The organism is Embleya sp. NPDC127516, assembly GCF_044765325.1.
Classification (GTDB): domain Bacteria; phylum Actinomycetota; class Actinomycetes; order Streptomycetales; family Streptomycetaceae; genus Embleya.
The window spans coordinates 85,065-106,143 of sequence record NZ_JBIWJT010000034.1 but is presented as its reverse complement, the minus strand read 5'-3'; the positions used below and the strand labels follow the sequence as shown (position 1 = coordinate 106,143).

Annotated in this window: 17 protein-coding genes; 7 read left to right on the top strand and 10 right to left on the bottom strand. The window is 70.6% G+C overall.

The features are described from left to right. Positions 1–111: 111 nt before the first annotated feature. Positions 112–819: an L-2-amino-thiazoline-4-carboxylic acid hydrolase gene (locus ACIRL2_RS42160; protein ID WP_395859954.1), complete on the bottom strand. Its 708-nt coding sequence runs from the start codon at positions 817–819 to the stop codon at positions 112–114. A 949-nt stretch (positions 820–1,768) separates the two neighbouring features. Here ACIRL2_RS42160 and ACIRL2_RS42155 point away from each other — a divergent pair. Beyond that, positions 1,769–3,472: a type IV secretory system conjugative DNA transfer family protein gene (locus tag ACIRL2_RS42155; protein WP_402239661.1), complete on the top strand. Its 1,704-nt coding sequence runs from the start codon at positions 1,769–1,771 to the stop codon at positions 3,470–3,472. Positions 3,473–3,499: 27 nt separating this feature from the next. On the opposite strand, the gene ACIRL2_RS42150 is transcribed toward ACIRL2_RS42155, so the two are convergent. Further along, complete coding sequence (locus ACIRL2_RS42150; RefSeq protein WP_395859958.1) at positions 3,500–4,363, bottom strand: aminoglycoside N(3)-acetyltransferase; 864 nt, start codon at positions 4,361–4,363, stop codon at positions 3,500–3,502. Positions 4,364–4,571: 208 nt separating this feature from the next. Between ACIRL2_RS42150 and ACIRL2_RS42145 the strand changes: the two genes are divergently transcribed. Then, positions 4,572–5,618, top strand: a complete 1,047-nt coding sequence (locus ACIRL2_RS42145) for an AraC family transcriptional regulator (protein WP_402239659.1) — start codon at positions 4,572–4,574, stop codon at positions 5,616–5,618. Between the two features lie 14 nt (positions 5,619–5,632). Here ACIRL2_RS42145 and ACIRL2_RS42140 read toward each other — a convergent pair whose 3' ends face one another. From ACIRL2_RS42140 to ACIRL2_RS42115, 6 genes are all read right to left on the bottom strand, one after another. After that, positions 5,633–6,862: an FxsB family cyclophane-forming radical SAM/SPASM peptide maturase gene (locus ACIRL2_RS42140; RefSeq protein WP_395859962.1), complete on the bottom strand. Its 1,230-nt coding sequence runs from the start codon at positions 6,860–6,862 to the stop codon at positions 5,633–5,635. A gap of 163 nt (positions 6,863–7,025) precedes the next feature. After that, positions 7,026–7,193, bottom strand: a complete 168-nt coding sequence (locus tag ACIRL2_RS42135) for a hypothetical protein (protein WP_402239657.1) — start codon at positions 7,191–7,193, stop codon at positions 7,026–7,028. Positions 7,194–7,431: 238 nt separating this feature from the next. Next, on the bottom strand, positions 7,432–8,649 hold the full coding sequence (locus ACIRL2_RS42130; RefSeq protein ID WP_395860940.1) for a PP2C family protein-serine/threonine phosphatase: 1,218 nt from the start codon (positions 8,647–8,649) through the stop codon (positions 7,432–7,434). 204 nt (positions 8,650–8,853) lie between these two features. After that, positions 8,854–9,696, bottom strand: a complete 843-nt coding sequence (locus ACIRL2_RS42125) for a sugar phosphate nucleotidyltransferase (protein WP_402239654.1) — start codon at positions 9,694–9,696, stop codon at positions 8,854–8,856. Between the two features lie 209 nt (positions 9,697–9,905). After that, positions 9,906–11,156 carry a SpoIIE family protein phosphatase gene (locus tag ACIRL2_RS42120; RefSeq protein ID WP_402239651.1) on the bottom strand — a complete coding sequence of 417 codons (1,251 nt, stop codon included), beginning with the start codon at positions 11,154–11,156 and terminating at the stop codon, positions 9,906–9,908. After that, positions 11,156–11,365 (bottom strand): hypothetical protein, encoded by a 210-nt coding sequence (locus tag ACIRL2_RS42115; RefSeq protein ID WP_395859971.1) that lies wholly within the window; start codon positions 11,363–11,365, stop codon positions 11,156–11,158. Before ACIRL2_RS42115 ends, ACIRL2_RS42120 begins: the two co-directional genes overlap by 1 nt. 365 nt (positions 11,366–11,730) lie before the next feature. Between ACIRL2_RS42115 and ACIRL2_RS42110 the strand changes: the two genes are divergently transcribed. Beyond that, positions 11,731–12,333, top strand: a complete 603-nt coding sequence (locus tag ACIRL2_RS42110; protein WP_331769877.1) for a helix-turn-helix domain-containing protein — start codon at positions 11,731–11,733, stop codon at positions 12,331–12,333. Further along, positions 12,326–13,657, top strand: a complete 1,332-nt coding sequence (locus tag ACIRL2_RS42105) for a glycosyltransferase (RefSeq protein WP_402239649.1) — start codon at positions 12,326–12,328, stop codon at positions 13,655–13,657. The genes ACIRL2_RS42110 and ACIRL2_RS42105 overlap by 8 nt, the downstream gene beginning before the upstream one ends. Positions 13,658–13,827: 170 nt before the next feature. On the opposite strand, the gene ACIRL2_RS42100 is transcribed toward ACIRL2_RS42105, so the two are convergent. Next, complete coding sequence (locus tag ACIRL2_RS42100; protein WP_402239648.1) at positions 13,828–15,279, bottom strand: purine-cytosine permease family protein; 1,452 nt, start codon at positions 15,277–15,279, stop codon at positions 13,828–13,830. 224 nt (positions 15,280–15,503) lie between these two features. Further along, positions 15,504–16,517 carry an SMP-30/gluconolactonase/LRE family protein gene (locus tag ACIRL2_RS42095; RefSeq protein WP_395859977.1) on the bottom strand — a complete coding sequence of 338 codons (1,014 nt, stop codon included), beginning with the start codon at positions 16,515–16,517 and terminating at the stop codon, positions 15,504–15,506. Between the two features lie 269 nt (positions 16,518–16,786). On the opposite strand from ACIRL2_RS42095, the gene ACIRL2_RS42090 reads away from it, so the two are divergent. The 3 genes from ACIRL2_RS42090 to ACIRL2_RS42080 all read left to right on the top strand — a co-directional run bounded on the left by ACIRL2_RS42090 (position 16,787) and on the right by ACIRL2_RS42080 (position 21,047). Then, positions 16,787–19,723 carry a SpoIIE family protein phosphatase gene (locus ACIRL2_RS42090; protein WP_402239645.1) on the top strand — a complete coding sequence of 979 codons (2,937 nt, stop codon included), beginning with the start codon at positions 16,787–16,789 and terminating at the stop codon, positions 19,721–19,723. Positions 19,724–19,769: 46 nt separating this feature from the next. Further along, a complete protein-coding gene (locus ACIRL2_RS42085) occupies positions 19,770–20,588 on the top strand; it encodes a helix-turn-helix domain-containing protein (RefSeq protein WP_402239642.1) in 819 nt (272 codons plus the stop codon). 69 nt (positions 20,589–20,657) lie between these two features. Further along, the gene (locus ACIRL2_RS42080) at positions 20,658–21,047 is read left to right on the top strand and encodes a VOC family protein (RefSeq protein WP_395859983.1); all 390 of its coding nucleotides are present in this window, start codon (positions 20,658–20,660) and stop codon (positions 21,045–21,047) included. Positions 21,048–21,079 lie beyond the last annotated feature (32 nt).

Genomic DNA, 21,079 nt, shown 5'->3' with positions numbered 1-21,079 from the left:
CCGGCCGTGCTTGCGCGTGACGTGCGTCCGGGAACGGCCGGCGCGCGGGATCGTGCGCCTGTCCCCCGTGGTGGGGACGCCCGGTCTCGGGCGTCCCCGCCACGGGATGGTTCAGTCGAGGTCGGCTTCCTTCTCCCCGACGACGGTGTCGCGGTGGAAGTGGAACGGGCAGTGCGTTCCGCCCAGGCCGATCGTGGTGACGCGTTCGAAGCGAAAGCCGTGGCGGTCCGGATCGATCGCCTCGATCCAGGAACTGTCGAACGCGCACATGGCGGGCGTCAGTTCCGGGGCGGAGTTGGCGACCAGTACGTCGTGGTAGAAGCAGCGGTGCACGTCGAGGAGGTAGCTCCGGCCGTCGTCCACCGGGCGGTCGAAGGTGAACGTGGCGCCGAAGGATTGCTCCTCGCGGGTCTTCGACAGCGCGACCATGGCCGTGAACGGGTCGGGTGCGGCGTCGAGCATCGCGAGAGTTCCCGCCCGGAACGTCTCGTGGAACGGCTCGACGAACGCGGCTCGAACAGCGGCGAGGGCGTCGTCGCGGCCCAGACGCGGCAGCAGCGTGCGATACGCGGCGACCAGCACCAGGGTCAGACGCAGGTTGTGCCGGGACGGCTCGTCGTCGATCAGGTGCGCGTTGGCGGCCATGAGGTCGTCGTGCAACACGCGGATCGCGCCGAGCAGTTCGTCCGGGAGCGACCGCTCGCGAACGGTTCGGGCGATGTGGTCGTGGAACGCGTCGAGGAGAACTGCGGTGTCACGATCGGGATCGGGGACGTAGCCGCCCTCGTCGATCTCGATGTCGTGGTGGTCGGTGGCCATGACGGTCCTTCCGAGACGGGCTCGGTTCCGACGCACGGCACGGCGCCACCGGGGCAGGGCCGGCCGCGCTCGCAACCGGGCGAGCACGGCAGCGCGCTCCACCGACCGACCAGGCGCTGACGAACTTGGGTGAGTATCAATCTTGCCCGTCCAGTCTGGCAGATGGGCGGTCGCCCTGTCCCGCCCGGGCCACGGTCACACCGCCGTCGACGCCTCCTGCCTACGGCCGGCGGACGACACGAAGTCGTCACCGGCTGCCCGACGTTCGGGCAAGAGGTGGGCATTCGGGACGGATTCCCCTCGCCGCTCCCGTGCACCGACCTCCCGGGCCACGGAGTCCCGTCGCCGGCGGACTGCACCACGACACTCGGTCGGTTCCACGTTCCCCGGCCCGGATCGCCAACGCGGCGTTCCTCGGCCGGGCCCCGACTCGATGGGCGCCGACCCCGTCGCCCCCGGTCACCGTGGTGCGTGGGTCGAAAACGCTGCTCTCATACGTCCTCGGCGGCGGGTTTCAGGGTGCGGCGTCCGGCGACCGCCATGGCGTAGCCCGCTGCGGCACAGAGCGCGGTGACGACGAAGGCCCGCCGGAAAGCGCCGGTCACAGCCGCTCGTTGGCGACCGCGATCAGGACTGCCGAGGCCGAACAGCGCCATACACGCTGCCCGTCGGCGTCCGGCATCCCCCGGCGACCGCCGACGCGACCGCGGCCAAGGGGATACGACAGCGCGGTGAAGTACCGGTACGCGCGAAACACCGCGTCGACACGACCTTCCGCGGGGCCGTCGTGCTGTGCTGTGCGTCCACGCACCCCCCTCGCACCGGGTTCGGCGGCTCGCAACGCGAAGCGGTTCGCGGCGGGGCGCAGGGCCGTCGTCGAGATCGCTCCGGCCCGCCCCGGCCGGATCCCCTGGACCCGGCTTTGCCACCGTCCGGACAAGGAAGACAGATGACCGGCACCATCCGCCGCCGCGGCCCCGACATCACCGGCACGTGGTTGGCCGCGCTCCTCCTCATCGGCAACCTGGTCACGGTGCTCCTGCTCCCGCCCCTGGCCGCCGGACTCCTGGCCGCTCTCACCGGCCGACAACCCACCGGAGCCGAACTGCTCCGCGCCTACGGCGACCCGGATGCCTCCCGCTTTCCACCGCCGGACGTGATCGCGCTCTCGGTCGGCCTCCTGCTGCTGCTCGCCGCGATCGACCTGCCCTTCCTCGCCTACCTCCGCGACCGCGATCGGCGCCGGCACGTGGACTCCACCGCTCGGCTGTTGACACGTCGTGCCGACGTCCGGCGGGTCGGCACCGAAAGCGTGCGCGCCTCGGCGGCGCGGATCGCGTACCCCGTGGCGACGCCCGGGGTGTACGTCGGCCGCAGCGTGCGCGACGGGCGCGACGTGTGGGGCTCGTGGGAGGAGGTCCAGGTGGACATCTGCGGCCCGCGCACCGGCAAGACCACCTGCCGGGTCATCCCCAACATCGTCTCCGCCCCGGGCGCGCTGGTGGTCACCTCGTGCAAGCGGGACGTGGTCGACGCCACCCGCGAGGTGCGTCGACGAAACGGTCGGGTGTGGGTCTTCGATCCACACGACGTAGCACACGAGCCTCCCACCTGGTTCTGGGATCCACTGGGCATGGTGGCCGGCAACCTGAAGGACGCGGTCGGCGTCGCGGGTCTGATCGCGTTCACCCAGCGCGACACCCAGATGCGCTCGGACGGGTACTTCCAGCCGGCGGCGCAGAACCTGCTGGCGATGTTCCTGCTCGCCGCCAGCCTGGACAAGCAACCGATCACCGCGGTGCGACGTTGGTTGCTGCGCCCGGACGACGACGAGCCGGAGACCGTCCTGCGCGGCGCCGGGAACCTGCTGGCCGCCGAGGCGTGTGCGGCGAGCCGCGGTCTCCCCGCGGACCAGCGGTCGGGCGTCTACGGAGCGGCCGTGCAACTCGTGTCCTGGCTGGCGGCTCCCGAGGTGCTGCCGTGGATCACTCCGGGCGAAGGGCGCGAGGAGTTCGATTTCGTGGAGTTCGCCGTCGGCACCGACACGCTCTACATTCTTTCCAACGTGGACGACGCCCGTTCGAATCCCGCCGCCACGCTGCTCACCGGGGCCATGCTGGTCGCCGCCGAATATCGTGCGGCGGCGTGCTCGGGCGGCCGTCTGCCGGTCCCCTTCCTGGTGGTGATGGACGAGGCCGCCAACACCGCGCCGCTGCCGATCCTGCCCGATCGGCTCTCCCACTACGGGTCCCGGGGCGTGGTGGTGATGATGATGCTCCAGTCCTGGGCACAGGGCGTGCACGTGTGGGGCGAGGCCGGCATGGCGAAGATCTGGAACTCCTGCTCGGTGCGGGTCTACGGGGCCGGCGGCTCGGAAAGCGCGATGCTCCGCGCGCAATCGGTGTTCTCCGGCCGATTCGAGGCGGGTACCACCGCCGTCACGCACGCGTCCTCGGGCTGGTGGGGTTCGACGGTGACCAGAGCCACCCGGCCCGAGGTCGTGCTCGACGTGGCAGACCTGGCCGCGCTGCCGCGCGATCGCATGCTGGTGCAGATCAGCGGCGGCAGACCGCTGCTGGTGCGCTCGATACCGTGGTGGGAGGGTCCGCACGCCGACGCGATCCGAGCCTCGATCGCCCAACACGGCCCGTGACGGCGCCACGACGCGCACACCGGTCCGCTACCCGCCCGCGCCCGGCGCCCGACGCACGCCCATCCAGGCGGTCGCGAAATCCACGTACGGTCGGACCGGGACCAGGAAGGCGCGCGCCGCGCCCACCCGACCGCGGGAGATCGCCTCGGGATACCGCTCCTCGAAGTCCCGCCCCAGCGCCGGAAAGTCGTGGTCGCTCAGTGCCACGTCGGAGAAGGACCACCACGAACTCCCGCCCGAGGCGGCGACCTTGCAGGTGTAGCGGCGCTGCGACCGATGAGGGTGTCGGTACTCCGCCAGGTGGGCCACGGAAACGACGCCCCACCCGACGCCGATCGCGAGCACTCGGGCCTGCGCGTCGTACAACCGGCCCATCGGTGAATCCGGGCCGAAATGCGTCCTCCCGTGGCCTCGGGTGACCTCTTCGGCCCGGCCGCCCAGGGCCACGACCGAGGCCAGCGGATGGTCGCTGCGCAGCGCCCCGTCGTCGACACGAATCGACTCGGCGAACGCGCCCACCGCGGCCGACACCGACGCGCGCGGGTCCAACGGCCGGTGCAGATAGTCGGCCAGCTCCTCGACCGTCCGGCCGGCGGTGGCGTCGGCGAACGCCTGGGAGGTGATCGAGTTCTCCGGCGTGTACGCGGGCACCACCAGGGTTCCGTCGCCGCCGAGCACGGCCCGGAACGCCGACCGGAGATCCCGCGACTCGGCCCCGAGGCGGTCTCGACCGCGCACGGCCCGCAGCGAACTGTGCACCATCACCGTGTCGCCGGGTCGTAGGCCCAACTCGGTGAGGTCTCGGGCGAGTTCGACGACCCGGGCCGACTCTGCGCGGTGCGGTGTGGAGTCGGTGTACCAGGACGCGTCGGGAGTCGATGCCGCGAACACTGCTGCCTCTCCCGGGAGTTGGCTCGGCGTGGTGAATCGTGCGTGCCGCGGGCCGGTTCGGCGCCGCCGGATCGCGCGAATTGGCTGATCAGGCGCGGTCCTCGGCCTCGCCTCGGGCACGTGTCGCGCCCGAGAATCGGACCGAGTGTCGCGCACGGGCCCCCCGTCCCGTGTGACGTGTGCACGTGAGCAGGCGGAGGAGAGCAGGGTGGCCCATCCCGATGCCGCGCACCTCGATGCGAGAACCGAGGCGGTCTTGCCCGCTCCCGCGAGGGGGCGCGAACTCTACCGGGGCGGTGACCAGTCGCTGCTGCACCCGTTGCTCGACGCCCACTTCACCCGACACGCGATGGAGGTGGTGGGCCGCAGACCCCTGGACGCCCGCTTTCGGGTCCTGCACCAGGGAACGGTGAAGGCATACGACCTCAGCTACGGCACCGACGTGGTGATCAGTCCCGCCGAGCCACCCGCCGTCTACATCGTGCGCCTCGAACACCGCGGCCGAGCCTCGCTCAACGTCGAGGGCCGCACGCAACCCTTCTCCCCGAGCGTGGTCAACCCCGGACAGGTCGTGGTCGCCCGTTGGGACGCCGACACCGCCACCCGAATGCTCTGCATCCCCCGACAACTGGTGACCCGGGCCGTGCGCGACCAGATCGGCGAGACACCCGAGGAACCACTCGACTTCCACACCGCGTTCGACCCGCGCATCCCCCACGCACGCACCTGGCTCCGGATCGCCCGACGGTTCACCCGCGAGGCCGACAACGGACTGTTCGCCCGATCCCCCCTGGCCGTCGCACACTTCGAACTCGCACTCGTACACGGCCTGCTCGCCACCCAGCCGCACCGCCTGTCCGAACCCATCCGCCACCGCGCACCGGTCCGCGGCACCGGCCCACTCCAACGTGCCCTCGCATACTGCGAGACACACGCCGGAACACCCATCTCGGTCGCCGACATCGCCGCGGCCGCCCGAGTGAGCGTGCGCACCCTCCAGGAACAGTTCCGCATCCACCTGGACACCACCCCGATGGGTCATCTACGGCGCATCCGCCTGGCCGGCGCGCACGCCGACCTCCTGGCCGTGGCACAGGGCCGGACGCACGGCACCGTCACCGGCATCGCCGCCGCGTGGGGCTTCCCCGAACGCCGACACTTCGCCGCCCACTACCGGGCCGCCTACCACCGGCCCCCCTCACACACCATCGGCGGGCACGCGACCGACCCGCACCACCCCGCGCCCGCCCGATGACTCACGACGTGACCTCACCCACCCGCCGGCGCGCTCGCCAGATCCTTCGCGATCCTGGTCCGCACATGCGCGATGACCCGCATCATGTCCGGGCAGTACACCGTGGGATTGAGGAACCCGCTGCCCGCGCGATAGCGGTGGATGAAGAATCCGCCCCCGCAGACATCGCGGATCGAGCATGAGCGACACGTCGGCGACAGGCCCTCGATCCCGATCTGGCGAGCCACCACCGCCGGGTGCCGCAGCGCCGCGTCCAGCGGGTCGGTGAGCACCGACAATCCCGTGGCCGCCGCGCCGTCGAACGCCGACTTGATCGTGTCCACCTGCTCGATCCCACCGTCGGTGTCGATGGTCACGGTGGTCGCGGGGCCGATCCCCACCTGTTCGGACCGGGTGTGGCCGCCGAGGACCAAACTCAGCAGATCCTCGAACAGCTTGACCCGGGTCTCCTGGCGCGGTGCGTCGTACCAGCGATCGAAGGCCCGCACGATCCAGTCGCCGTAGGGTGTGCGGCTCGACCCCTCCTCGCGCAGGGGCGGCGGAGACGTCCAATTCCCGTGCGGCAGCACGAAGTCGAGCATCGGCGGCTCGTGCGTGAGCAGCGACTCGTACACCTCGACCGGATCGTTCGCCACGTCGATGACGCACAGCAGCCCGCCGAACAATCCCGGCCGCGACGGATCCCGCAGCCTGGCGACCGCCTCGGTCACCGCCCCGTGGCTCCCGCGCCCGTCGGCGAAGCGCCGATGGCGGTCGTTGGCGAGTTCGCCGCCGTCGACACTCACGCCGACCCGGAAGTCCAGTGCGTGCAGGGCGTCGAGCATGCGGTCGTTCAGGAGCAGACCGTTGGTCTGCACGCCGAACGAGACGTGTGTACTCGCCGGCACCTCGCGGCGTACGGCCTCGGCCATCCGCGTGATCAGGGCCGGTCCCGCGAGTAGCGGCTCGCCGCCGTGCACGATCAACTGCACGCGCTCCTGCCCGTGGGCGCGCACGTGTTCGCCGATACGGGCGGCGGTACGGTCCACGACCGCCGTCGACATCGTCTTGGCGCTAGATCGCCAGGATTCGTCGCCCATCTCGTACAGGTAGCAGTAGTCGCACGCGAGGTTGCAGCGGCTGTGCATTTTCACCACGAAGTGGGTGAAGGGCACGGGCTGCCACGTCGTGCCCAGGCTGTCGGGATCGAGCAGATCGGCCGGCCATTCCGCCGGTCTGCGTACGGGAGCTTCGAGGTTGACCACAGTGTCTGCTCCGGGTGGTTCCGAGGATTGCACCGGCGCGATCCGTGCGGGTGAGGGTGTTCCCGGCCGGGTCCGGCGGACCTCGGGAGTGTCCGAGGTCCGCCGGGGCATCAGCCGTTGCGTCGACCTCCGGCGTCACGTGCCGGTCGATCGAGGGTGACTGTTACTCGCCGCCGACGAAGCTGTTGTAGCCGATGCGCGGACCGCCGGCCTCGGACTCGGCGGCGACCCGACGCAGCGCGATGGCCAGCGGGGATTCGCCGGTGCGGTCGAACGCGGCGGGGGCGGCCGGGGAATCGGTGACGATGGACGTGGAATTCACGGGGTTCACGAGTGGCTCCTGTGTTCGATCCGGTGGGGCAACCTCAGGCTAGGAAAATCGGTCATCGCCGGCTCGGATCGCGAACGGAACTCGCGCGATCCGACCCGATCACCGCGCTTCCATACCCCCACCCGCACCCGGGGGTCGAGACCTCGATCCGGGCTGCCCGTCGAACCCCGCCGGCTTCCGTGTGTCGACCCGGCCGAACGCGGACCGCGAGCAGCGCGAGGCTCGGCGCGGTGCCGGGTCACCGGCGCTGCGGACTCCATTCGAAGAGCAGGATGGTCACGTCGTCCCGCAGTTGGTTGCGCTGGTAGTCGAGGATGGCGTGGATGAGCAGCCGCAGCACCTCGGCCGGGCGCTGTCCGGCGGAGGAGGAGCGGATGATGAAGTCGGTGAACCGGTCGAGGCCGAACTCCGCACCGTCCGCGTCGCGCGCCTCCACGACACCGTCGGTGTAGAGCAGGACACAATCGCCCGGTTCCAGGGTCGCCTCGTGGACCTGCCGGGCCGCCGGGGCGAGTGAACCGGCGAGGCCGATCGGAGGCTGTGGGGGGCTGTCCAGTGCCCCGGCGAGCACCCGCTCGGCACGGATCAGCAGCGGTGGGGGGTGACCACAGTTGACCCAGCGCAGCACCCCGGTCTCGGCGTCGAGCCGACACAACACGCCGGTGGAGAAGTGGTCGGGCAGCCACTGGGCGAGCGCCCGGTCGACGGAGCCGACCACGTCGGCCAGGTCGGCGCCGCCCCGGCGGGCGTTGCGCGCCGCGGCCATGGCGACCGACGTGGTCAGGCCGGCGGTCAGATCGTGGCCCATCGCGTCGAGGATCATGGTGTGCAGGATGTTCTTGACCACCGAGTGGTCGAAGGCGTCGCCCGCGACGTCGTACGCCGGTTCCAGGACGGCGGTCGATACGCACCTGCTGCTGCCGATGGTGCGGGGCGGCAGGAAGGCCCGCAGCATCTCGGCGGGCAACCGCATGGTCGCGGTGCGGGTGCGGGCGGCGAGCCAGTCGCTGTAGGCGCGCTTGGACGTGATCAGCATGGCGAACAGATGGGCCAGCATGCGACTGCGGCGCATCCGTGTCTCGTCGAGCGAGGCGGTCCGCACCGCCAGCACGCCCAGCCGCTCCGCACCGTCGACGAGAGGCACCCACAGGATCAAGCTTTCGTCGTCCTCGGCCACCCGTGGAGAGACCGTGCGGTAGGCCCAACCGGCCGCCGAGAGGTCCACCGGCAGCGGCTCCAGGGCCTCGTCGAGTGGGATGAGCAGCTGCTGCTGCAGGTCGACGAGGTAGATCAACGCGGTGTCCAGGCCGAGGGCACGGGCGCATCGGATCGCCAAGGCGGGCAGTTCGACCGGCAGGGCCGTCTGCGCCTCGACGATCAGCTCTTCCAGCCGATCCTCGTCGATGGCGGTGTCGGGACCGGGGAACGCGTGCGGTGTGTCCGACACGAGGATCACCCCTTCCGTGCCCAGTTTCACACCGATCCCGCCCTCCCTCACCTCAGCCCGGCTCACGCCGGCCCGCCGGTCACCCGAACCCGGCCGGGTGATCGACGGGCCTGCGGATCACGCGGCAGGCACCGGCTCGGCCGGCCGACCCTGGACCCGATGCGCGTGCTACGGATCGGGCCGCTCCTCCCGCCGCGAACCGATGTCGCGGATCTACTGCTTGTCGACGACGACGTGTTGGGATGCCTCCGCCAACCCCTGCTCGCTGCCGAGATCGAAGTAGGTGCCGCGACTGACGGTTACGGCGATCGCAGTGGACCGGACGACTTCCGACAGTCCGTCGGTGAGGCGGTACTCTCCGGACTCTTCGTGTTCCCCCACCGCGCCGAGGACGGGAAGAAATTCCGCGGGGAACGCGTACCTGCTGATATTGATCAGGACCTTCCCGCCGTCGGGTCGGGTTCCACCGGCGTCCTTCTCGACGAGATCCGTCAGGTGCAGTCGCCCGTCGCTTTCGACCGTTTCGAGGCGGCCGTAGCGGTCGAGGGCACTCGCCGGCGACGGTTGTCCCACGAGGGCATATCCGCCACTGCCGCCCGCATCGCGCCCCAGTTGCGTGAGTGTCGATTGTCCATGCCGCTCGACGAGCAGGTCGTCACTGGAGACGAAGAAGAAGGCGTCGTCGGCGATGAAGTCTCGTGCGAGCATCACCGGGACGGCGGTACCGTACCGGTCCTCCAGGTCTTGCTCGATGAAGGTGATCGAGGGAACCGAGGCGAGTTCGTCGAGCGCACGCGCCTTTTCACCCCAACCTCGTCGGCCGAGCAGGGCACGCAGTTCGGTGTCGTCCTCGTAATAGCGCTGGATCTGGGTGCTTCCCCGGCGTACCACGATCGCGATTTCCCGCACGCCGGCGGCAGCGCACTCACGGACGATGTAGTCGATCGTCGGCCGGCGTCCGATGGGCAACATCGCCTTCTCGATCACCTTGGTAATCGGGAACATGCGCGTTCCCAACCCTGCCGCCGCGATGACCGCCTTGCGAATGTTGTCCACAGATGTACTCCTCGACGCGCGACGGCAGGGCCGTCCGCCGGGCCGGGCCGCACGGTTGTACGTCGTGCGGCTTCCACCGTCCTCGGAACGGCCCTGGCGGACAGGTCACGATAACGCCGCGAGGGAGTGCCACGAGAAGTCCGGGCGGTGTCAGCCATGCCGGCCGATTCGACGACGGGACCGGACGGGGTGTTCCGCGTATCGGACTCTCAGCCGGGTCCTCGCTGCTCTGCACGATCGGGGTGAGGCACGCTGACGGCCAGGACCGCCGTGTCGTCGTCCACCCCGGCACCGAGGGTGTCGAGCAGGTCGCGGATGGCGTCGATGGCGTGCCGGGCGGTGGTGGGGGCCAGCGTACGGGCGAAGTCGAGGAGGGCATCGTCGCCGTAGCGGTCCCCGCGGCCGCCGGTGTGCGCCTCGGTGAGGCCGTCGGTGTGCAGGAGCAGGGTTTCACCCGCTTCGAGGCGGAAGGTGATGGTGGTGATGTGGGCGTCGGGCAGTGCGCCGATGAGCTGGCCGCCGGGGGTGGGCAGATAGTCGGCAGTGCCGTCCGCGCGCATCAGCAGAGCCGGCGGGTGGCCGCCGCCGGCCAAGGAGATGCGGAAGCCGCCGTGGTCGCCCTCGGGCGTGAGCAGGCCGAAGAGGACCGTGCAGAACCGGGGGTCGATGCCGTTGTACTCGTGGTTGAGAACGGTGTTGAGGTTGTGCAGGACGGCGGCCGGGTCCGGGTCGTAGACCGCGGCGGCGCGCAGCGTGTAGCGGGCCAGGGAGGTGACGGCGGCCGCGGCGGCGCCCTTGCCGCACACGTCGCCCAGGAAGATTCCCCAGGTGCCGTGCGCGAGTGGGAACAGGTCGTAGAAGTCGCCGCCGACCTCGTCGGCCGAGGCGATGTGGTAGTGCGCGGCGACGTCCAGGCCCGGCACGTTCGCCAGGGCCGGCGGCAGCAGGGTCTGCTGGAGTGTGGTGGTGAGGCGCCGCAGGCGTTCGCGCTCGCGCTCGGACTCCCGGCGGGCACGCAGCAGCTCTTCCTCGTAGGCACGGCGTTCGCGGGCGTCGAAGACGGTGGTGCGGATCAGCAGCGGCTGCCCGTCGTCGCCGGTCTTGACCGTGGAGGTCACCAGGATCGGGAGTCGGCTGCCGTCGGCCGCCTTCATCTCCAGCGCGATGCCGTTGATCTGGCCCTGCATGCGCAGCAGGGGCGCAAAGTGTGTTTCGTGGTAGAGGCGTCCGCCGACGGTGAGGAGGTCGGAAAACCTTTTGCGGCCCACCAGGTCGCCGCGCTCGTAGCCGAGCCACTCCAGGAGGGTGGTGTTGACCTTGGCGATCTGCCCGTCCAGCAGCGTGGACAGGTATCCGCACGGGGCGTGCTCGTAGAGATCCTCGGCGCTGTCCTCCAGCAGTGCGGAGAACGTGCGGTCGTGGTCCGTATGCCCGTCCCGGTCACGGCCGGCTCGGGACATCACCGCGGCGTTCCGGCGAACGCGGCGAACGCCTCGGTCGTCTCCTCGGGGGCGCCGAGCCGGGGGTAATGCCCGGTGGCGCTACGGGTGACAAGGCGCACCACCAGGCGCCACATGTTCCGGTCGCGGCCGAACCCGTGCGCCGGCATCACCATCGGTGCGCTTGCCCGGCCGGACACCCGCACCCGGCTCCCGCTTCGCACATTCATACGATCCATCCTCGCAGAGACGTAAAAGGCCAGGACCGCGAGAACGCGCGCTCGCCGCCGTGCGGGCCGTGCCCGGCGCCGTTCACCGCCTTACCGAGCAAGCGCCCGAGCCGCCCCGGAGCCGGACGCTCCGCACGTTCATCGCGGCAGCGCGCCATCGCGGCGTGCACCAGGAGTTCCCGCGACAACTCCACCTCGAAACGGGAAGAGGGTCTCTGCCGTCGGCCGCGGGGGCGGGCTCCCGTTGCTTGCCGTACGGCAAGCAAGTGATCGTCGCGGGACCACGAACGCCCACCCCGCTGCAAGCCGCAGGTGCCACGGACTTTCACTTGACTTCCCACTCAATTCAATATGGAATCAACTCCATGGAAAGTGAGGGCAGACGCTCGTACCGGATGGGCGCCCGGGCCGCGGCACTGGAGGCCACCCGGGCGCGCGTCATCGGCTCGGCGGCCGAACTGTGGTCGCAGCGTTGGCACGACGAGGTGACGTTGCAGCACATCGCCGACGCGGCCGGCGTGTCGGTGCAGACGATCGTCAACCACTTCGGCGGCAAGGACGGCCTCGCCGACGCCGTCGCCGACGCGGTGGCGGCACAGACCGAGCTCGCGCGCCAGGCGCCGACCGGGGACGTGGCGGCCATCGTCGCCGTCCTCTTCGCCGACTACGAACAACAAGGCGACGCCAACGTGCTCTGGATCGCGCAGATGGACCGGATCCCCGCTGCCGCCCGGGCCGCCGCACACGCCCGCGGTCTCCACCGGGCCTGGCTGGAACGGGTCTTCGCCGACCGGCTCCCCGCCGCCGGCCCGGCCCGCGATCACGCGCTGAACCTGCACTACGCCGCCACGGACATCTACCTGTGGAAGTTGTGGCGCCGTGACCTCGGGCTCTCCCGCGAGGAAGCCGAGCGAGCCATGCGCGACATGTTGACCGCGATCGACCCTCGGAAGGAACACCATGCCTAGCAACTTCCTCTTCGCCACGTGGGCCGGCGGCGGAGCCGTGCCCCCCGTACTGTCGGTCGCCCGCGCGCTCCGCGAACGCGGCCACGGCGTGCGGGTGCTGGCCGACGAGTCGCTGCGCGACGAGATCGTGGGCGCGGGCCTGGAGGCGGTCGCCTGGACCACCGCGCCGCAAGGCGACCCCAGCGACCCGAGCAAGGACGTCATCCGCGACTTCGAGGCCCGCACGCCGCTCGGCGCGGCCGCCCGGCTGCGCGACCGCATCGTCTGCGGGCCGGCGTCCGACTACGCCCGGGACACACTCGCCGAGTTGCGTGCCCGGCCGACGGACGTGCTGGTGTCCGAGCACATGCTGCTGGGCGTGGCCACCGCGGGTGAGGCGGCCGGCGTCCCGACGGCCTCGCTGACGACGACGATCTATCCGTTCCCCACCCCGGGGGCACCGCCGCCCGGTCCCGGCTTCGCTCCGGCGAAGGGCGCGCCGGGCCGGCTGCGCGACCGCATCGTGACGCGGTTGTCCGGCAAACCGTGGGTGAAGGGGCTACCGGCCCTGAACAGCGCACGCGTCGAGAACGGCCTGGAACCGCTCGACTCGGTCGTCGAGGCGTTCGAGCGCGTCGACCGAATACTCGTGCTTTCGCCCCGGGCCTTCGATCACGCCGGGCGGCAGTTCCCCGAGCACATACGGCACGTCGGGCCGCGCCTGGAAGACCCCGCCTGGGCCGGGGACCTGACGCTGCCGGACGGCGACGCACCACTGGTACTGGTCGGCCTGAGCTCGTCGTTCATGAAGCAGCACGACCTGCTGGAGCGCATCGCCGAAGCCCTCGGCACCCTGCCGGTCCGCGGGCTGCTGACCACCGGCCCCGCCGTGGACCCGGCAACGGTACGCGCGCCCGCCAATGTCCTGGTCACCGCCTCCGCCCCGCACAGCCTCGCGCTGCGGCACACCGCCGTGACCGTCACGCACGCCGGCCACGGGACCACGGTCAAGTCGCTGGGCGCCGGGGTCCCCATGGTCTGCGTGCCGCTCGGCCGCGACCAGATCGAGGTGGCGCGGCACGTCCGACTGGCGGGCGCCGGCGTCTCCGTGGGCAAGGGCGCCTCGGCGCGCACGATCGCGCGCGCCGTCGAGCGGGTGCTGAACGACCCGTCGTACCGCTCCGCCGCGGAGCGGATGGCGCGGGCGATCGCCGCCGAGACCGCCACCGACCGGGCGGTCGCCGAACTGGAGGCCCTCGCCGAGCAGCGCGCGCCCGGGGCCGCCCGCACACCCGACCACGAGTCGATCGAGCCATCAGGGCAGGCAGGGACATTCGCGAGCTGACGTCCCGTCACCGTCCCCCGCTCCACCGTCCCCGCAATCGGTCCGCGAGATCCTCGGCTCGCACGCACACGTGCCGCCTCCGCGCGGGTCCCGGCGGGAGGGACCGTACGGAGGCGGCGGGTTCGTGTGCGGTGGCCGGAGATCCACCGTCCGCGCGGGGTGCGCGGCGGTCAGCCGACCGGCGCCTCGGCGCGGGTGTCGCCTGCCTCCGGCTCGGTGGGGCGGATGGTTTCGGCGGGCGGGTTCGCGGTGCGACGCGCCCACAGGTAGTAGAGCATCGACGTGACCGCGAGGCCGACGATCCAGGAGATGTCCGCGCCGTCCAGCTTCTTGGTGAGCGCGCCGGTGTACAACTTGGTGGCCAGGAACGGGATCTGCACCACCACGCCCACGACGTAGCAGGTCAGCGCGGTGACGTTCCAACGACCGTAACGGCCGTTCGGGTCGTAGAGCGCGGGGATGTCGACGCGCTCGCGCGAGATGAGGTAGTAGTCGACCAGGTTGATCGCGCTCCACGGCGTGAAGACCATCAGGAGCAACAGTACGAAGTTCTTGAAGTTGGTCAGGAAGTCCGCGCTGGCCGCCATCGCGATGACCACCGTGACCGCCGTGAACCCGATGATGTACGCCGCGCGGGCGGCCTGCGAGATCCGTGAACGCCCGTCGAACGCCGTCACGATCGTCAGGATCGACATGAAGCCGCCGTATGCGTTCAGGCAGTTGACGGTCAGCTTGCCGACCACGATCACCAAGTAGATGAGGAACGCCACGAACGCGGGGCCCGCCAGATCGCCGAGGAAGCCGACCTGGTCCGGCAGGAACGCCTTGCCCGCGACGGCCGCGGTGAGCGCCCCCAGCGTCATGGCGATCTGGGAACCGACGACGGAGCCCGCGAACGTCGACCAGAACGTCGCGCGGTGGCTGGTGTCGCGCGGCAGGTAGCGCGAGTAGTCGGCGACGTACGGGCCGAAGGTGAGCTGCCACCCGGCGCCGAGGCCGATGGCGAGCAGGAACGTCGCGATGTCGAAGCCCGTTACGCCCACGTGCGCGCCGACGTCGTACTGCGTGAAGAGGCGGATCATCAGGTAGCCGAGGCCGAGCACGCCGATGACGGTCGCGATGCGGCCCGCGACGTGGATCAGACGGTAGCCGGTGACCGCCACCACCGCGGTGAGCGCGCCGAAGATCAGGATGCCGACCTTGGCGTTGTCGATGTGCAGCATCTCGCACACGGCCTGACCGGCCAGGACGGTGCCGGTCGCGGCGAAGCCGAGGTACATCAGGATCACCAGCAGCAACGGCAGGACCGCACCGTAGACGCCGAACTGCGCCCGGCTGGAGATCATCTGCGGAACCCCGAGCTTCGGCCCCTGCGCCGAGTGCAGCGCCATCACGGCCCCGCCCAGCACGTTGCCGATGAGCAGGGCGAATATCGCCCACAGCGCGTCGGCGCCGAAGACCACCGCCAAGGCGCCGTCGACGATCGCGGTGATCTGCATGTTGGCGCCGAACCACAGGGTGAACTGGCTGAGTGGCGTGCCGTGCCGCTCGGCGTCGGGGATCACCTCGATGGTGCGGCGTTCCAGCGCGAGGCCCCCCTCGGAGGTCTGCTCGATCGGCATGCGTGGCTCCCAAGGCGTAGCGGCGATCACGCCGAACTGTGTCTGTGTCCCGCCGAATCTGGCATGGGGATGAACAGACTTCAAGATCATGAATGAAGAATTTCATTCGGTGGACACCACATCACACCCCGGCCACGGACGCGCCCAGGCTGATTGCCCGCGGTGAGAGGACTGAGCCGCCTTGTCCGGGCCGAGACGGACGGGCCGCGGGCCGCGTGCGTCGCCTACCGGGGCGGAGGGGATGCGAGCACGATGATGTCGTCCTCGTACAGGCTGCCGGCGACCACCGTGCCCTCGTGCTCCGCGACGCCGGTGACGAAGCCGTACGAGACGTTGTCGGCGCGCAGATCGTGGACGACGCGCGAGTCGAGGTCGAAGGCCATGACCCAGGCGACGGGTGTGGCCTTGGGTCGTAGAGCCTCGGGCAGGTTCCACAGGAGGACACGCGGGAGCCCCGGCAGGGGCAGCAGCCTGTCCAGCAGCGCGTTGCGGGGCGCGGCAATCGACACCCAGAGCAGCCCGTCGCTTCCGAGGCTCATGTTGTCGGGCAGGCCGGCGAGGTTCTCCACGAACGGCTCGTCGGTTCCGGCCTTCGGGCCGGTGAGCCGGTGACGGCTGATCCGGTACCCGGCGGTCTCGGCCACGAGCAGGTGGGAGGCGTCCGGGGCGAGGACGAGTCCGTTGCCGAATTTGAGGCCGTCGCGCAGCACGGTGACCGTGCCGTCGGGGTCTCGGCGGCAGAGCAGGCCGGTGCAGGAGTGCTCGACGATGTCGCCGACGTAGTGCTCCAGGTCCCAGCGGCGGGTGGATACGGTGAACCAGACGGTTCCGTCGGGGCCTTCGACGACGTTGCTGACGAAGGTGAGCGGCCGGCCCGCGATGGTGTCGACGAGCACCTCGACGGATCCGTCGGCGGACATGCGCAGCAGACCCCGGTTGTGATCGCAGATCAGGATGCCGCCGTCGGCGGCCGGTTCCAATCCCAGCGGACGGCCGCCGGTGTTGCCCACCACCGTGTGGGTTCCGGCGGCGGGGTCGATACGCACGATGCGGCCGTCGCCGAGACCGGTGAGCAGGTTGCCCCGCCTGTCGAAGATCACGTCCTCGGGGCCGTGACCGCCGGTGGCGATGCGGCGGCCGACGACCAAACGGCCGGTGACGGCTGTGCGCCCCTCGTCGGCGGGGGCGGGGGGCGGAGTCCAACGGCGGGGCGAGATGAGGCGTCGATTCAAGGACATGTCAGGCTCCCTACCCAGGCGGCGGGAAGCCGCCCGGGGTGCCCGCCACGGCGCGCGGCATGGACGTCCGGCCGTCTCGAAGGCACGGAGTTCGGCGAACGGTTCGGGCGACCTCTGCGAACCCGTCCCGGGTCGGCGGCCCGGGCGGACGCATGGAACGAACCTCGTCCCGCGTCCCGGCCGGACCGCAGGTCGGATGTCCCGTGAACCCCTTCATCGCATACGTTTTGGGTATTATGTGCGTTTCCGTCCCGGGAGAGGGGCCACGCATGGATGGGCTCGGGAAACCGGATCCCGGATCCGTCGACGACGCGAGACTCGGGACGCTACGAACCGCCTGCGCGGACGCCGACGTCGACGAGCTCGAGCTGGCCCGACTGGCGTTGCATCACGCGGTGACTGCGACGGGGGCCCTGGCCGGATTCGTGCACCTGCGGGCGCAGGACCGAAACGTGCTGAGATTGGCCGCGATCAGCGGACTCCGGGCGAGCCACGCGGTTCGGTGGGAGGACCTCCCCGCCGACGGCTCCAACGGACCGGCACGGGCGATGCGCGAGGGCAAACCCATCGCACTGGCCCTCTCCGACGCCGACCGAGGCGACGGCGCCGGTGGCGACGGCACCGGGGGCGACGGCGCCAGTGGGGACGGCATCGACGCGGCCGACGGTCGGCCGCTCGGGTACGGTGCCGCGGCAATGTTGGTCCTGCCCATCCTCGACAGCCGGCAGGGCGTCGGAACCCTCACCCTGATCACCACGACGCCCGTGCCCGAGGAACGACGCGCGTTCCTTTCCCGTCTGGTGGACACGGTGGGCACCCGGCCGGCGCGGGCCTCCACCTCGGAACGCGTGATGCTGCCCTGGTGGTCGGGATCGGGATCACGTCTACGCGAGGCCATGGCGGGCGTACGGGTCGCCACGTGGGAATGGGACATGCGGACCGGGGAACTGCTCATCGACGAGGTGGGCTTCGACGTGATTCTGAAAAGCGCCGGATTGCGCCGTGACGAGTGGGACAACCGAGTCGAGACCTGGATGCAACGGGTGCACCCCGACGACCTGGAGGGAGTGCTCGCGGCGATGGAAGAGGCCATCGCCCGACACGAGGTGTACTCGGTCGAGTATCGGGTGCGTTCGGCGAACGGACGGGTCAACTGGGTCGAACTGCGAGGCCACACCACCTACGCCGACGACGAGACCCCGTTGCGGATGACCGGCACCGGGTGGATGACCACCGCCGAGCGGATGACGGAGCAGGCCGTCACTCGCGTCCTGCGCCATCTCCCCGACGCGTTCCTGATCGTGGACCCCGCCGACTGGCGCGTACTGTACGCCAACGACCGGGCGAGTCTTCTCGCGACCGCCCACACCTCCCTGACCGGACGCACGCCCTGGGAGGTGATCCCCGAACTCGCGGACCGGGGACTCCCGGAGCAGTTCGCGAAAGCGTTGGACAGCGACCTGCCGGTGACGGTCGACATACGGCTGGGCGAGACCTGGCAGCGACTGCGCCTGGTGGTGGCGGACCCCTACCTCGTGGTCTTCATGGCGGATGTGACCGCGAAGCTGGAGGCCGAACGAGCCGCCGTCGAACGCGGACGCCGGATCGGGGCATTGGCGGAAGCCCTCGCCCAGAGCCTGACCACCCGGGACGTGGTCGACGCCGTGGCGGCCGAAATCCTCCCGGCGTTCGGTGCCGACAGCGTGCTGATGTACGCCCGGGAGGACACGAGTCTGCGCCTGGTGGGGACGGTCGGCTACGACCCGGCGCTCGTCGCCCGACTGAGGGACTTGGACGAGCCGCGTCCCCTGTACACCGACGTTGCGCAGTTCATCCCCTCGCTGGAGGCGTTCGTCGAGCGCTACCCCGAGCTCGCCGACCTGGCCCGATCGGGCGAACGACGAGCCTGGGCGCTACTGCCGCTCACGGCCGGCGGCCATCCGGTCGGCAGTTGCGTGATCGGTTTCCTGCACCCTCGTTCCTTCGCCGGCGCCGAACGCGGAGTACTCATCGCCCTGAGCGGTTTGATCGCCCAGGCGATGGAGCGGGCCCGCCTCTACGACCGTGAGCACGAACGCGCTCGCCGATTGCAGGAACAACTGCTGCCCTGGCGGCTCCCCCAAACAGCGGCCCTGACTTCCACCGCCCGATACCGTCCCGCGGGCAAGGGCGTCGACGTGGGCGGCGACTGGTACGACGCCATTCCGCTCTCGGCCGAGCGCGTCGCCCTGGTCATCGGCGACGTGATGGGACACGGGCTGTCCGAGGCGATCACCATGAGTCGACTGCGCACCGCGGTCTCGACCCTGGCGATCCTGGACCATCCGCCGGAGGAGATGCTCGCCCACCTCAACGACGTCGTCGCCGGCCTCGACGGCGACCTGTACGTGACCTGCCTCTACGCCGTGTACGACTCCACGACCGGGGTGTGTACGCTCGCCTCCGCCGGCCAGCCGCCGCCGGCCGTGGTCGACCCGGACGGCACGACGCGGTTCCTCGAACCCCCCATCGGCCCACCCTTGGGGACGGCTCAACTCCCCTACCAGACCCTTGACTTCGTGCTGTCCGAGGGAAGTCTGCTGGTGCTCTACACGGACGGTCTGATCGGCGTCGCGGACTCGGACCCCGAGGTCGGGATGAGCCGACTGCACAAGGCACTGACCGACGCGGCCGGCGAACAGCGGCAGGAGCGCGCGTCCGACGACGAGGCCACCGAACTGGGTCGGTTGTGCGACTCCGTCGTCGGCGCGCTGCTCCCCGGCTCCGGGCATTCGACGGACGACGCCGCGATCATGGCCGTGCGCGCCCACCGGCTCGCCCCGGAACACGTGGTCTCGAGGGATCTCCCATTCGAACCCTCCTCGGCGGGCCTGGCCCGCGAGCTCGTGCGTGATCAACTCCCCCGGTGGGGCTGGGAGGACCTGATTCCGAGCACCGAGTTGGTGGTGAGCGAGCTGATCGGCAACACGATCCGGCACGCCGCGGGACCGATCGCCCTACGCCTGATCCGCGGCACTACGCTGACCTGCGAAATCCAGGACGGTAGTCAATCCAGTCCGCGCACTCGGCACGCCGCGCTCATGGACGAGAACGGCCGCGGCCTGCAACTGGTGGCGGCGATGACCCACCGCTGGGGCACCCGGTACACCAGTTCCGGCAGCAAGACCCTGTGGACGGAACAACTGCCTCCCGCTTCCCGGGAATGAACCACCCGATCGGCCGACGTCGCTCGCAGGGTGAGAGGCTGGTTCGGTGATCAGGCGAAACTCCCCTCTGAGACCGTTCGTGGCGACGCTGGCCGCGTACGATCTCGGGCCGGGCCCGGCCGGTGTCCACCGCGGGCTTCCCTCCTCCACCCTGTCGATCACCATCCCCGAGGACGATTCTCTCGAGATCGGGTGGGTCGCGCGTTCCGCCTCGCGCAATCGCCACCGCGCCGTCGTGGCCGGCCTGCACATGGACGCGGCCGAGCTGCGGCAAAGAGGCTGCACCCGCGGCGTGTACGTGACGCTCAGCCCGCTGGGCGCCGGCGCGTTGCTGGGGCTGCCGGCGTCTGCTCTGGCCCATCACGTCGTCGATCTCGCCGACGTGGTCCCCGCCCTGGCGGACCTTCCGGAGCGGATGGCGGCCTGCCGGACCTGGCCGCAACGTCGCGCGCTCGTCGAACACGCCCTGCTCGGCGGCCTCGCCCGGCACGGCGACGGCGAGAACGCCGACGAACTGCGCGCCATGCTCGCGGCCCTGTCCCGCACCACCCGGGTGGATGAGGCCGCCCGGCGGATCGGATGTTCGAGACGGCACCTCAGCAGCAGGATCCGTACGGAGTGCGGGGTGACGCCGAAGGAGTACCAGCGTCTGGTCCGCTTCGAAACCGCCCGGCGTCGGCTCGCGGCCGTCGACACCGCCGCAGTCGGTCTGGCGGACGTGGCCGCCGCGTCGGGATTTGCCGATCAGGCGCATCTCTCCCGGGAGTGGCGGGCCATGGCCGGGTGCACACCCACCGAGTGGCTGCGCGCCGAAGGCCCGTCGGCCCCCGACCACTCACTCGGCGAAGCGCCCGCGTCCGGTTGACGCGCGATCGGGCCGGGCTCGTTCCCAAACGTTCAAGACTCCACCGCCGCCCGGCTTGATGATCGACGCATGACGCAGCTCCGGATTCTCCCTCGCCTGATCGTGTCCGACCCCGACCGTGCGTCGGCCTTCTACCAGGATGTCCTCGGCGCCGAGGAGGTGTTCCGTGCGCCGGGCGACGATGGCCGGCCCACCGTCGTGGAGCACCGCCTCGGCGGGTCGTCCTTCCGGGTCTCACCCGCTGTCTCGGCATGGGGATGGGTCTCCCCACGTGATCTGGGCGGCTCCGCGGTCCTGCTGGAGATCGAAGTCGACAACCCGGACGAGGTCGGGGAACGGATGACGGCCCACGGCGCCGAGGTGGTCGTGACGATCGAGAATCGGCCGTACGGGAAGCGCTCGGGCCGCATCCGCGACCCGTTCGGCCACCTGTGGATCATCACCGGAGAGCTTCGCTGAGCAAGACACCGGCGTCGTCGGGGCCCCGAAGC